Source organism: Methyloversatilis thermotolerans, from assembly GCF_000372885.1.
GTDB classification, from domain to species: Bacteria; Pseudomonadota; Gammaproteobacteria; order Burkholderiales; family Rhodocyclaceae; genus Methyloversatilis; species Methyloversatilis thermotolerans.
Window position 1 is genome coordinate 1,204,886 of sequence record NZ_KB889967.1, and the last position, 13,842, is coordinate 1,218,727.

Below are 13,842 nucleotides of genomic sequence, written 5' to 3' on the forward strand. Positions count from 1 at the left end.
TACACCGGCAGCGGCTTGCCCGCCAGCGCGTTGACGATGATGAGCGGGATGAGCTTCTCGGGGAAGTGATAGGGGCCGTAGTTGTTCGAGCAGTTGGTGGTCACCACCGGCAGACCGTAGGTGTGGTGCCAGGCGCGCACCAGGTGGTCGCTCGCGGCCTTGCTCGCCGAATACGGGCTGTTCGGCTCGTAGGCGTTCGTCTCGCAAAACGGCGGATCGGTGGGCGAGAGCGAGCCATAGACCTCGTCGGTGCTCACTTGGTGGAAGCGGAAAGCCGCCTTCTCCTCGCCCTCGAGCGTGCCCCAGTAGGCGCGCGCAGCCTCCAGCAAGGTGAAGGTGCCGGTCACGTTGGTGCGCATGAATTCGCCCGGGCCGTGGATCGAGCGATCCACATGCGATTCGGCCGCGAAGTGCACCACGGCGCGCGGGCGGTGCGTACTCAGCAGTCGGTCAACGAGTTCGCGGTCGCAGATGTCGCCCTGCACGAACACATGCCGCGCATCGCCGGCCAGCGACGCCAGATTCTGCAGATTGCCCGCGTAGGTGAGCGCATCCAGATTGACCACCGGCTCGTCGCTGCCCGCCAGCCAGTCCAGTACAAAGTTGCTGCCTATGAAGCCGGCTCCGCCGGTGACCAAGATCGTCATGCTTTCTCCTGCGTTTGTTGCGGTGCAGGGTAACTCACGAACGAAGAGAAAACATTACAGACCACGAAACACTTGCGTGACATTTCACGCAACTCATAGGGAATGATCGCCAAGCAGAACCTTCACGGAACGCTCGACTCCTCTCAGGAGAATATTCCCAGTGCAATCGGGTCGAACCCCGGAAGTATGCTGGCTACAGACGAAACGCCCATGCGACTCTTCAGCGCCTCTGCAAAAAGCGACCGATAATCTATCGTTGCCTTGAGGTAACGGCTGTTCGCCAATTGCGTCGCCGACAGCCCCGGCCATCCACCCGGGCAATAAACGCCTCCCTTCAGACTGCCTCCTATCGCCATCCATGTTGTCGCCATGCCGTGATCCGTCCCGCCGCTGCCGTTCTGGGCAGCGGTACGTCCAAACTCACTCATTGCGATGACGGTTACATTTCCGGAAAGCCCTCCGATGTCCGTGAAGAACGCCGACATGGAGTCAGAAAAGTTCATGAGCAGCGTGGACATGCGTCCACTCGCTTCGGCGCCCCCTTCCTGGCTATGGGTGTCCCAGCCACCCAAAGACAGGGTAATCAACTCGACGCCGAGGCCCGATTTGATCAAGGACGCTCCCTGGCGCAACTGGCGGCCAAAATTCGAGCTCGGGTAAGTGGCGTTGTTCTGAACCGGAATGCTCGCAGCCGACTCGAGTTCGACCAGATTGCTCACGAGCTGACTGCCAATGACTCGAAGCGTTGTCGAGTTCGGATTATTGACGGGAAGCTCGTACCGGTAGGCATCGCTGATGACAGTCGAGATGGCCGCATGATCATCGGGCGAGCTTGCAAGGTTCAAAGAGGCGATGTCAGGAAACGCGGACGCTGGCGTGGATGCTCCAGCAAGGCTGCGTGGCAGTACATCACTCAGCGCTATCGCTCGCTGAACGCCACTATCCGGCGTTTCGTTCAGATAGCGCGCAAGCCATCCTGTGAGCTCCTCCCCTGCCATCGAATGCTCGATCATGTCCTGGCCGGCGAAGTGAGACTGGTACGGATTCGGATAATGAACCGCGGGCATGACGGCGACCATTCCCTTCGAATACAAGGCGTGCAGCGATGCCATGGAAGGGTGAAAGCCGAAGTAACCGTTCAGGTCCAGCACCTTACGGCTCTGTGAGGAATCAGGCCGCGGGATCGCTATGCTGGAACGCAAGGCATAGTAGTTCGCATCGCCGTAGGGAACCGCGACATTCAAACCATCCCATCCGCCACGCAGGAACACGATGACGAGCGTATGACCCGCCCCAGCCGCGCCGGCCGGAGTGGAGAGAAGCGCGCTGCCTGCGCCCAACAAAGAGGATGCACCCGCGCCGCCGATCGCCTTGAGCAGATGCTCCAAAAAAACTCTGCGCTTCATGAGAGCTCCTTACTGCAACTGATACTCGGGCAAGACCATCAGCAGCTTGCCAAGCCGGCGAACGCGTATTTCGGCATCCGGCCAATCAGGTTTGAATGGATAGGTTCCGCCGTCTGTGAGCAGATCCTTTGCAAGCTGCACATGCCTCGCGGTAAAGGTCGGGCCCAAGAGGCGCTCCAGCATCAGGGCGGCAACTCCCTCCGCAGTCACACCACCACCGGCGGCCATGGTGTTCGAGAGAGAAAATGATGTTCGTCCCTCTTCCGGCGCGTACGAAAGCAGGCGATCTGAAAACCTGGACCGCATCAGGAGCATGCCGCTGCTGACCCAGTCCTCACCGGAATCGGAATACCCGGTCGGCACGGAGTTAAGGTAGATCGGCATTCCTTGAATCTGCAGTTCGGACGCCAGATCGTTACCGCTTGAAACGCCGTCCATCTGTCTGACCGCCCCTATCACAAACTCAAGAGGCGTCTTCACCTTTGCGCGACGATACTGCTCACCAAGGAACTCGGTCGAATTGAGAATGGTGCCAACAACTTGAGCTATCTGGTCGGAAGCGCCGCTTTGCTCGATAAACTTCTCGGCACATCTATCAATCAAGCCCCCAGCCGGTACATCCGAAACAAGGAACGCGACAAGCTTCTGGCAGACGAAACGGGCCGTCGAAGGGTTGCGCGCCAGTATGTCGAGCACCGCGTCGCCCGCGCTCACCCCTGAGGCACTTATAGTCGTTCCAAGGACAACCTTGCTGGTCGAGTCATGCTTCGACGTGTCAAAGAAGAACGCACCATCCTTCACTCCCCAGCCGGTAAATGCACGCGCCACCTCTTCGACATCCTTCTGGGTGTAGCCACCATTGATTCCAAGGGTGTGAAGCTCCAGAAGCTCGCGCGCATAATTCTCGTTCGGTGAGTTCTTCATGTTGCTCACGCCATCCAGCGTGTACAGCATGGCCGGACTCCGGGCACTGATGCCCATGAGACGGCGAAAACTCCCCAGCGCCTCAGAACGGAAACCGGACATTTCGGCTGTCTCGTATGCGGCAACGAGGTGCGCGTTGTAGTTCGTGTTGAAGTGGTTATCCCAGAACCACGTCATCACCTCTCTGAGCTGACGTTTCGAGTAGGTTGCCCGGCGCAGGAACTCGGATGCGACTTGCACATCCTCTGTCGATGTATTGGCCTTGGCTTCTGCATTCGAATCTTCGATAAGCGCGGGCCTGAGCTGCTCGGCAATGAACGCCGATACCCCTTGGGCGACCACCTCATTGAATCTCATCGCGCCAAAGCTGGTTCGTTGCAAAACATGCCACGCCTGCTCAAAGACATCATCCGGCATCAAACTAAGAGTCTTAACAACCTCATTTCCGGCCGTGTCTTTGGCCTTCAGAACAATCTGCAATGTCTGGGGTTGGAAGCTCTCCTCCGGCGCTATGGCATAGGCCCAGCGTCCTGACGACTCGTCGACCTCAACAGCCTGCTCCGCTACTGCCGTCAATCCAGCTCCAGAAACAGTGATTCGGAGGGTCGGAGAAAGCGTGTTGTCCTTGACGACACCGCGGAGCACGAAACCCCTAAGGGGTACTTTGCCCCCATCAACATGACTGTCGACGGACAAGGTCGGAGGCGTCACGTCTTCCACAAGATCGAGCGCCAGCGATGCCCTTGTTTCGTTGCTACCTTGGTCGACCGCTGTCACTGTCACCTTTACAGCACCAGGCTTTTCTTCGCCGAAGGAGATGGCATCAAGATGCCAAGTTCCGGCGGTGGAGTGGTGAGTTGCGGCTGCGTGCAGCGTTTTACCGGAGGGCAGACCTATGACGACTTTGACGGTCTTGATCATTCGGTCGTCACTCGCCAGACCATACAGACTAAAGCCGTTCTTGCTTACAGCCTTGCCCGCTCCAGGTTGAAGAATGGAAACGGTAGGCGGTACGCGGTCATGCTCCGCACCGACCCTGAAGACGAAAGCACCAGGGGAAGAGATGACTGTGCTTACCTCCCAGTTCTCATAGAAGGTACCACCGAGCTTGAAGAGCTTCCCGCCCCCAAGCCCTTCAAGATCAAACGAAAGCGTGCCGGTTGCATCAGTAACGTTCTTCGCGCGCCACGTCATTCCGCCCGCGGCATCCGTTTCGTAGGCGTTTACTTCCTGATTCGCGAGAGGCGCACCTGTCACCACATCCAACACGGTGACGTTGAGCGCTGGATTGCCGACAGTGAATGTGTAAGCACCCGCATTCACATACGCTGCACTGTCCTTCTGGCTGCCATCGATCAGACTCGCCGCCCTCACCACGTAACGCTTCGTCCCAAGACCCGCAGGGTCCAGCTTCAGCATCCCCTGCGCGTCCGTCACGAATGTCCCCGCTCCAGCCAGCGCACCCGTACCGCTGTCACCCTCCAGCAGATACACACTGCGCCCCGCGTACGCACTGCCGTCACGACCATCCACAACCTTCACCTGCAACTTCCCGGCCTGGATAACCACCTCGCCAGACTGCGTGATCTCCGGACTGTCCAGCGAGCTCAGGAACGGCTTCGTGCGCAGCACATACTTGCGACCCGACGCCAGACCATCCAGATCGAACGACACCGCACCCGAGGCATTCGTCGTCCTCTGCATCAGCCAGCTCAGCGTGCCGTCCGACTTCTTCTCATAGACCACCACCTCCTTGCCCGGCAGCCCCGCCTGGCTTACGCCATCCACCAGTTTGGCCACCACCGGCGCATTGCCCAGCACGAACTTGTGCGGTCCATTTCCCCAATACACCGCACTCGTCTTCAACTGACCGTCCGTCGGACTCACCGCCTGCAGCACATACGGATCCGTCCCTATCGTCGGCGGATCCAGCTTCAACCACCCCTGGCTATCCGTCTGCACACTCGTCACCGCAACGTGATTGCCATCCGACTGCCATTTCCTTAGCGACACCAGTTGCCCCGCTCGCGGCTGGCCCGTCTGTCCATCCATCACCTGTACCTGCAGCTTGCCCACACGTACCGTCTTCCACCCCGTCTCGCTCACCTCCGCGAAGGTCACCCACTGCGCGAACGGCTGACCCTCCAGCACATAGCTCTTGCCTGCGCCAAGACCCTCCAGATCGAATGCCGCCTGACCGTCCGCATTCAGCGTCCGCTTCGCCTTCCACTCCTTGCTTCCGTCCGACTTCTTCTCGTACGCATTCACCACCAGCCCCGCCAGACCCGCGCCCGTCACATCATCGAGCACCTGCACCGTCAGCGACGCATTACCCACCCTGAACGTGTAGCTGCCTTCGGCCACGTAACCCGGGCTGTCCTTCTGGCTGCCATCCACCAGACTCGAGGCGCGGATCACATACACGCTGCTGCCCAGCCCCGCCGGATCCAGCCTCAAACGACCTTCCGCATCCGTGCGGAACTTCCCTATCCCCTTCGCTGTCGACGCGCTCGCCCCTTCCAGCAGAAACACGTCGCGCAAACCGTACGGCTGCCCGTTGCGTCCATCCAGCAACTGCACGTGCAGCTTGCCCGCCCTGAGCCGGACCTCGCCCGCCTGCGTCACCTCCGCACTGTCGACCGAATGAACGTACGGCTTCGTCCGGAGAATGTAGCGTCTCCCTTCCGACAGACCGTCCAGATCAAACGAAACCGTTCCGTTCGCGTCCGTCGTCCTCTTGCCCACCGACACCAGCGTGCCATCCGCCTTCTTCTCGTACGCCGTCACTTCCTTGCCCGCTAGCACCGCCTGACTGCTCGCATCGACCAGCCGGCCTACCACCGGGGCGTTACCCAGCACGAACTTGTGCGGACCCTTGTTCAGATACACCGCGCTCGTCTTCAACTGACCATCGGTCGGGCTCGTCGCCTGCGCAACGTATGGATCCGTTCCCACCGCCGGCGGATCCAGCTTCAACCACCCTTGCGCGTCCGTCGTCGCACTCATCACCGATACATGATTGCCGTCCGACTGCCACTTCCTCAACGAAACAAGCTGCCCAGCCTTCGGCTGACCCGTCTGACCATCCACAACCTGCACCTGAAGCTTGCCAACGCGCACCTCACGGCTTCCCGTCTGCGACGCCTCCGCAAACGTCAGCCACTGCCCGAACGGCTGGCCTTCCAGCGTGTAGTTGCGCCCGCTGCCCAGACCATCCAGATCGAACGTCGCCAGACCATCCGAACCCAGCGACTTCTTCGCCCTCCACACCTTGCTGCCATCGGCCAGCTTCTCGTAGGCATTCACCTCCAGCCCCGACATCGCCGCGCCCGTCACATCGTCAACAACCTTCAGCTTCAGACCTGCCGTACCCACCGTGAACACATACGCGCCCGCGCTCACATACGCTGCACTGTCCTTCTGGCTGCCATCGATCAGACTCGCCGCCCTCACCACGTAACGCTTCGTCCCAAGACCCGCAGGGTCCAGCTTCAGCATCCCCTGCGCGTCCGTCACGAATGTCCCCGCTCCAGCCAGCGCACCCGTACCGCTGTCACCCTCCCAGCAGATACACGCTGCGCCCCGCGTACGCACTGCCGTCACGACCATCCACAACCTTCACCTGCAGCTTCCCGGCCTGAATCACCACCTCGCCGGGCTGGGATACCACCTCACTGCTGAAACTGCTCAGAAAGGGCTTCAGGTCGAACTGGTAGGAGCGCCCCGCACCAAGACCTTCGAGTTGAAATGTGGTGCTGCCCGCAGAGTCGGTAGTCTGCTTGGCCCGCCACGTGCGTTTGCCGTCGGCAGCCACTTCATAGGCCTGAACATCAACACCGGCCAGACCTGCGGTCGAGACAGCGTCGACCACCCGGACCTGTAGCGGTGCCGGTGCTGTACGTGCGGAGATGGGTAGGACGAGGAAAAAAAGAATGAGACTGAGTGTTGCGTTGCGCGTTACGAACACACGTTGCGCAAGTGCTGAAAGAAACATGGTCGGGCTCTCACCATCAGTTCGTGTGCCGGGTCGCGAACGAGACTAGACGAACGCAGGACCCGACAGCCGCTATTTCTAACGACTGTCGTGACACAGTATTTAACGCAAGGTGAAACAACCTGTTTCAGCGTCTGGGAACTTTTCCTTCGTGCGCACCGGAGCAGCGCTTCCAGGGATCGTCGCGGGCAGCCCCAGAGGACAGATCAGGCGTGATCGGCCCGATAGGCGCGCTCGACACGGAGCGCAAGCTCACGAAAGTAGGCAGATCGATCATAACCATCGCATGCGGCGCGCGCGCTGATGCTCAGCGCGCGACGCGCTTGCGCGTCGGAAAGCAGTTGCTCAACCTGATTCCGCAGAGCCACGGAATCGCCTGCGGGAAAGGCCAATGCATTCACGCCGTGTCGCAGATACCCCTTCAGTCCCTCGACCTCCGAGGCTACGACCGGAACATCAAGCTCGATCGCCGCACCCAGACGGACCTGACCGGAACTCTTGTGATCCTCGCGCAGGCTGATGACACAGACCGCCGCGCCCGCCAGCAGGCGGTCGTGCTCATCCTTGCCGATCTCGGAAAGGATCTCGGCACCGACGCGCCTGTTCAGGGCGTGAACCTGGGCAAGGTCAGATCGACTGCACACGACGACAAGCCGCCACCCTTGATCAGCGGCGGCTGCAAACAAGGTGGGCCAGTCGCAGGACGCCCGCCCGGAGGAAAAGACGTAGTCACCGTCACGGTCCGGCCGCAGCGACGCCGACCCCGATGCCTGCGTCCACCCGAGCAAAGGCCATGGAATGACCTGGACCACCTCGCGATCCAGACCGTACAAGCGGGCGAACCTCGCGCGCTCGTACTCGGTCATGACATGCATGAAGGTCAAGGTACGGCGCATTGCGGGGCCAAGCACCGCCCTCACGAAGAGCCGGTACAACCGGCCCCTCCAGTCATCGCGCGACACTACGCTATAGTCGATCACCTCGAACAGCATGACGCGGCGGGGTCGGGGCAACAACGCATTCAGCACGACGACGAGGCGCCCCCAGTCATACCAGTTGGGCACCACGTAATCGAAACTGTCCGCGCTCCGAAGTATGGACAACGCCGACAACAGGCCCATTACCCGGCCCGGCAGGCCACCACGCCGAATCCTCGAGAACGGCGTCGCAATGCTCTCGAGTTCGGCCGCGTACCAGAAGTCGACAAGGAGCCTGGGCCTTGCGCTTGAATCAGGCGGGCAGGACGGCATCTGCATCAGCCGTTCGCGAAACCGGAAGGCTCGCCCGAAAACACCTTTTCGTGGGCCGCGGTGACTGCCGTCCATGAAAAGGTCTTCATCGCGCGCGCACGCCCTTTCTGTCCCAGCTGCTGCAGACCGGCGGGGTCGCTGACCGCCTCAGTCAGCGCTCGCAGACAGTCATCGACATCTCCCTTGCGGAACTGCAACGCGCAGTCCGCGACGACATATCTGTTTTCCACGATATCGCTGCACAGGATGGGCGTTCCAAGCGCCATGTTCTCGAGTATCACCGGAGACAGGCCTTCCACGTCCGATGGCTGCACATAGCAGTAAGCAGATTTCATCAGCGCGTGAGTGCGCTTGCCGTACACGAAACCGGGAAACACAATGCGCGGGTCGGACGTCGCCTTGATGCTCTTCTCGAAGTCCGAGGGATTGGGCGAGCCACCGACGAGCACCAGCTTCTTGTCGGTGTTCAGCCGTTCGAATGCCGGCACGAGATACTGCAGGCCCTTGTCCGGAATGAAGCGCCCGACGAAAAGAAAGTACTCGCCCGGCTTCAGGCCAAGCTCGTCGAGGATCGAGTGATCCAGGTCGGTCTCGGAAACCTCGCTTCCAAAAGGAATGAACTCGTAGCTGCGGCGGAACTTCTCCTCGAACAGCTTCTTCACGAAAACATTGTCGAAAATGACCTGTGTCGCGGCGATCGCCGTCAGATGCGACGACAGGCGGAGATAGAGCTTGCCGTACCACGGCCATTTGTCCCGCTTCCAGTCCACACCATCCTGACTGATGAATACCCGCTTGCCAAAGAGCCGCAGAACAAGCCCGAAGATCGAGTTGCCTCCGTTCTGGATATGCACGATATCTGCCGTGTTGTGCACGATGATGTCCCAGGTGCATTTCGCCGAATGCAACAAGGTGTCGAAACCCTTTTTCGCAACGGTACGAAAATGCTTGAACCTCACTCCGTCGACCACATCGGCCAACGCGTCCTCGCCGGGATAGAGCCGGTTGTAGCCGATCACCTCGTGTCCATTTCGGGCAAGACGCGGCAGCAGTTCGGAAGCGAACTTGTCGGCGCCGGCACAACCGGGACGAAGCGGGACCGAGCGAAAGCCGAAGGCCGCGATACGCATCGGAAGCACCGTCCTGTCAGAGGTAGTCGCGATAATCGCGGTCGATGTAAGCCTTCAGCGCGACGCGCCAGTCGGACATGATGTTCAGTCCGCGCAGATGAAGCTTGCGATTGATGAGGCGTTCGGAATCCGGGCGCGGCGCGAAGAACTCCTGCTTGAAGAAGTCCGAACTGACCGGGTTCACCTTCACCTGGTCGGCGATGCCCAGCTCCACCACGAGCTGCTGCGCCACCTCGAGGCGACTGGTCACGCCCTCGCACACCATGTTGTACAGCCCCCAGTAGCGCTTTTCCATCAGCGCCTTCACCGAGCGCGCGAAATCGAAGGTGTAGGTCGGCGTGCCGAGCTTGTCATGCACCACGTTCAGTTCGGTCTTGCCTTCCTTCAACTGCTTCATTAGCTTCTGGATGAACTTCTTGTCCTTGCGCGGCCCGCCACCCATCATCCAGCCGGCACGGCATACCAGATGCTCGCGCACGTTCTGGGTGACGAACAATTCACCCATGTACTTCGAGCGCGCGTAGTGGCCCATCGGATTCGGGCGGTCCCAGTCGTCGAACGTGTCCTGCGAACCGTCGAAAATGCCTGCGGTGCTGATGTACAGCAGCGGAATGCCGAGCTCATTCGCGATATAGGTCGCGTTCTCGACCGAGGTCGTGTTGGTCAGGTAGGCGTCTTCGATATTGTCCTCGCAGTACTCGAGGCTGGTATGCGCACCGAGGTGAAACAGGAAATCCGGCTTGAAGCGCTGCACGTCCTCGCGGTAGGCCTCGAGATCGCGAAAATCGAGGAAGGACAACCACTCCTCGTTCACGTCCTTGTCAGTGCAGCGCAGCTCATGCCCTTCGCGGAACGTGTGATAGAACGCCTCACCCAGCATGCCGCCGCAACCTGCGATATAGATCTTTGCCATGATTGTCCTCAGTTGACTGATATTGATCCTACGAAACCTGCGCAACAGACGGCGTCGCCGACTGCACACCTACCGATTCATATACCGCCTGCATCGCGCGCGTATAACGCTCCGGTGAAAAATCGGATTCAACCCACGCTCGCGCCTGCCGCCCCATCGCCGCGATCTGTTCATCGGCCATTTGCTGGAACTCGCTCAGGACGCGCGCGCAATCCGACACGTCACCCGACGTGAAACAAGCCCCGGTGGCGCCTTCGCGCACCAGCTCAGGTATTCCGCCGATGCGGGCGCCGATCACCGGCTTGCCGAACGCATAAGCCTCGAGCACGCTCATCGGCGCGTTCTCATACCACTCCGACGGCAGTACCACAGCCCGCGCACTGGCGATGAGCTGATGCAGATCCGCACCGGACCTGAAACCCACAAACTCGACACGGGCGCCCGACGCCGAAGCAAGCGCCTTGAGGTTAGCCTCCAGCGGACCAGTACCCGCCACCTTCACCTGAACACCTGACTGCGCGGCTGCGCGAATGAGCGTTGCGACGCCCTTCTCCGTGGACAAGCGCCCGAAATACAGAAAATGACTGCCGGGTGCAAACACCGGCGCGAACGCCGATGCATCAACAAAATTCGGCACCACCGCAAACCGCTCGGCCGGCCAACCCCAGCGCACGAAAGTGTCGCGATAGAAAACGCTGGGCGCAACCACACGTGTCACGTAGCGACGATACGAATGCAGCAGACGGTCGTGCAGCGCGCTTTCAATCCCGACCACGAGACTGGCGCCCAGAGAGTCGCGCACGCAACGATGACGCACGACATTGAAAACGCTGCCATCCCGGCAACGCTCGCACACACCCGTTGCATTGAGCATCTTGTAGGCCGGACACGCGATCTTCAGATCGTGAGTGGTCAGCACCACCGGCACCTTGCGCGCGTGCAGAAGCTGAAGAACGGATGGCGAAATGTGGTGGTAGATGTTGTGCAGATGCGCGACATCGGGGCGGAACTCATCGAGCAGGCGCGCGAGCCGGTTTCGCGCCTCGAACGAATAGATCACCTTCCCGGCCATCGAAAGCTTCTGAACCGCCGAGTAATCCCCGCCGAACTCAAGGCCTTCGATGAAGAAGCGAGACCATTCGCTCGGAATGTTCCGCTCGTGCTTCATCGAGAAAAAAGCGCATGACCAGCCGAGGCGTTCGAACAGCGCCGCGTGATCCAGATAGACCGCGTCCGCGCCACCCCTTCGGTAGTGGTAGTTATTGATATTCAGCAGTCGAGGCATCACGAATCCGGGTTGCAGGCAAAAAAATTGTCATCGCGCCTCATGCCTCGTGCTCAAGCGAACGAACGAACTCATCGTAGCGTTGCGCAATGCGATCCCATCGGAAATCATCGGCATGCCGAGCGCCTTGCTCGAAAAGCTCCGCACCACGATCCCGCGCCATGAGCAGCTTCGCCACCAGATCATCGACCAAGCGCTCGCTATCGACCATCAGTCCGGGCCAGCTCTCGAGCGTTTCCGGAAAATCGCCGATGTCCGTGCAGATGATGGGCTTGCCGAAAGCCATCGCAAGCTTCAGAACGCCGCTCGTCGTTCCTTCCAGATAGGGCAGAACCACCACATCACACGCGGCAAAGTAACGCTGAACGTCTTCGTGCGGAATCATGAAATCGTGAACCAGCACGTTGCCGGCGGTACGCGCCCGCTCCAGCGCGTCAAGTACTACAGGTCGCTGCTCCGCCTTCCCCGCAACAACAAACTGGAAGTCTTCTGATTCACGCAATCTGACGGCCGCATCGATGAACTCCGCGATGCCCTTGCGATGATCGAGAAATCCGAAGAACAAGGCGGTGAACCTGTCGGCGGACAACTCGGGCAACTCTCTCCGCGCCTCAGCCTGGGTCAGACCTCGCGTATTGAACAGGTCATAGACGCCGTGCGGCACCACGAGTAGAGGCATATCAAGCCCCAGCGCCCGCATACCCTCGGCCTGACGTTTCGAATGCACCACTGCGCCGTCGAAGGAGCGGTAGAAGAACCTCATTTCCAACTTGCTCCACCGGCGAGGGTAATGAGGCAGCAGGTCATGCACCGTAATGACACAACAGATCCCGAACAGCCGAAAGAGCCGGACGATGAGCGCATCAAGAAACGCAACCTTGAGCCATGACTGAAAGACAACAAGCCGAGGCCGCCTGTTAAGAACCGTCCATGCAAGACGAAAAATATCAAGCGGGTAATGACGCGTGCGGCGAAATACTTTCAGGACAGGAATTTCTGAACCGTACTTTCCCTCGTCGAAGGAGTCAGCGGTAAGAAAAAAAACATTTCTCAGCCGCATGAGCTCACGAAGAAGAGAAACCGAGTAATCGGTCAGCCCCGAGTTTCCAGTAAAACAAACAAAGGCAGCTCTTGGGTTCAACATTACATAAAATAAACTTCAAAAAAGAAGCGAATCAACTCAAATTACGATTAATCTTTGAAATCATATCAAGCTGATAAGAACGAGCACCCGATTTGGTGACAGACCAGTCGTTAGCCATCGGTGAATAATCAAAGACCCACAGGGCACCTCTACGCACCCCAGAATCTAACATGCCATTCAAAAGCCGCTCATAGGAAGCCTTCTCTTGCACAGAGTAAAAACCTGATTTTACACCGAACTCCCCCACAAAAATCTCTTTTGACAGCGCCTTTGAAACACTTATAAGGAGTTGCAACTGTCGAAAATAATCATCCCTCAACATAACATCTGATCCGCGATCACCGGACGGATAAAGATGTACCGACAAGAGATCCATACCCTCATTCAACCGTCTCTGGTTAGCCAAGATTTCGTCGGCGGTATCTGCAGAACCCCTAGCAAGTGACAGGTTGAATGCATTTTTGCGGGGCGCATCAAATCCGCCACTTAGCACAGCCGTCGGCACCAGCGCTCTCACGCTTCTTGCGAAGCGCGCGATCACGCGGGATATCAGCAGGGAAGACACCAGATCGGCGTCCGTTCTCTGTGCGGGTGTACCACGGGATGCATCGGTTTTAGGCCACCACTTGTATCCGTTCGGCAAATCAGCGTAGGTATTCAGCTCATTGGCGAATTCCCACGCGACAAAGGCCGGGCTGGAACGATATCTGCCTACCACGTCGGCGATGAAGCGATCGGCGAACAGCGCTGTGGCCGATTTATCGTCAGCCCATGCCGAAACCGGTTCACCGTGAAGATCGGACACCGAAGACACATTCCAGATCAGCGTCGGTACCAGCTTCACTCCGTGCTTCTCGGCCGCCCAGACCACCTCGTCGAGCAGGTCAAAGTAGCGGTTGCGACCGGCGGTGTAGTGCCGCCATTCATCAGGCCAGAAGACGGATACCGGAAAGCGAACGAAGGGAATGCCGAGATCGGCGAGTTCGTGCAGCCTTACACCGGGCGATCTGACGCCTGCATGGTTCAACAGGCGTCCGAGGAAGAGATCGAAGCAATTCACTCCGAATCCGCGCGGTCCCGCGGCCCGCTCGGTCTGGGCCTGGACAGGCTCCGGACGGGCGGCCATGAAAGGCACGCACGCGCACACGC

10 protein-coding genes are annotated in these 13,842 nt (G+C 59.3%); all 10 read right to left on the reverse strand.

Translation table 11 applies throughout. The features are described 5' to 3' along the window. Positions 1 to 647 (reverse strand): dTDP-glucose 4,6-dehydratase (locus A3Q7_RS19460; RefSeq protein WP_018410768.1); only part of this gene is annotated, 647 nt, incomplete at its 3' end. Between the two features lie 143 nt (positions 648 to 790). After that, positions 791 to 2,053 (reverse strand): DUF1501 domain-containing protein, encoded by a 1,263-nt coding sequence (locus A3Q7_RS19465; protein ID WP_018410769.1) that lies wholly within the window; start codon positions 2,051 to 2,053, stop codon positions 791 to 793. Positions 2,054 to 2,062: 9 nt separating this feature from the next. Further along, a complete protein-coding gene (locus tag A3Q7_RS20250) occupies positions 2,063 to 6,475 on the reverse strand; it encodes a DUF1800 domain-containing protein (RefSeq protein ID WP_157278102.1) in 4,413 nt (1,470 codons plus the stop codon). Positions 6,476 to 6,530: 55 nt separating this feature from the next. Next, a complete protein-coding gene (locus A3Q7_RS19475; RefSeq protein WP_157278104.1) occupies positions 6,531 to 6,971 on the reverse strand; it encodes a hypothetical protein in 441 nt (146 codons plus the stop codon). A 206-nt stretch (positions 6,972 to 7,177) separates the two neighbouring features. Then, positions 7,178 to 8,227, reverse strand: a complete 1,050-nt coding sequence (locus A3Q7_RS0105060; protein ID WP_018410772.1) for a glycosyltransferase — start codon at positions 8,225 to 8,227, stop codon at positions 7,178 to 7,180. Further along, positions 8,227 to 9,351 carry a glycosyltransferase family 4 protein gene (locus A3Q7_RS0105065; RefSeq protein ID WP_018410773.1) on the reverse strand — a complete coding sequence of 375 codons (1,125 nt, stop codon included), beginning with the start codon at positions 9,349 to 9,351 and terminating at the stop codon, positions 8,227 to 8,229. Before A3Q7_RS0105065 ends, A3Q7_RS0105060 begins: the two co-directional genes overlap by 1 nt. A gap of 16 nt (positions 9,352 to 9,367) precedes the next feature. Then, complete coding sequence (locus A3Q7_RS0105070) at positions 9,368 to 10,264, reverse strand: SDR family oxidoreductase (protein WP_018410774.1); 897 nt, start codon at positions 10,262 to 10,264, stop codon at positions 9,368 to 9,370. Positions 10,265 to 10,292: 28 nt separating this feature from the next. Then, positions 10,293 to 11,549: a glycosyltransferase family 4 protein gene (locus A3Q7_RS0105075; protein WP_018410775.1), complete on the reverse strand. Its 1,257-nt coding sequence runs from the start codon at positions 11,547 to 11,549 to the stop codon at positions 10,293 to 10,295. Positions 11,550 to 11,589: 40 nt separating this feature from the next. After that, positions 11,590 to 12,693 (reverse strand): glycosyltransferase, encoded by a 1,104-nt coding sequence (locus A3Q7_RS20255; protein WP_077231313.1) that lies wholly within the window; start codon positions 12,691 to 12,693, stop codon positions 11,590 to 11,592. A 31-nt stretch (positions 12,694 to 12,724) separates the two neighbouring features. Next, positions 12,725 to 13,753: a glycoside hydrolase 5 family protein gene (locus A3Q7_RS0105085; protein WP_157278106.1), complete on the reverse strand. Its 1,029-nt coding sequence runs from the start codon at positions 13,751 to 13,753 to the stop codon at positions 12,725 to 12,727. Positions 13,754 to 13,842: the final 89 nt, after the last annotated feature.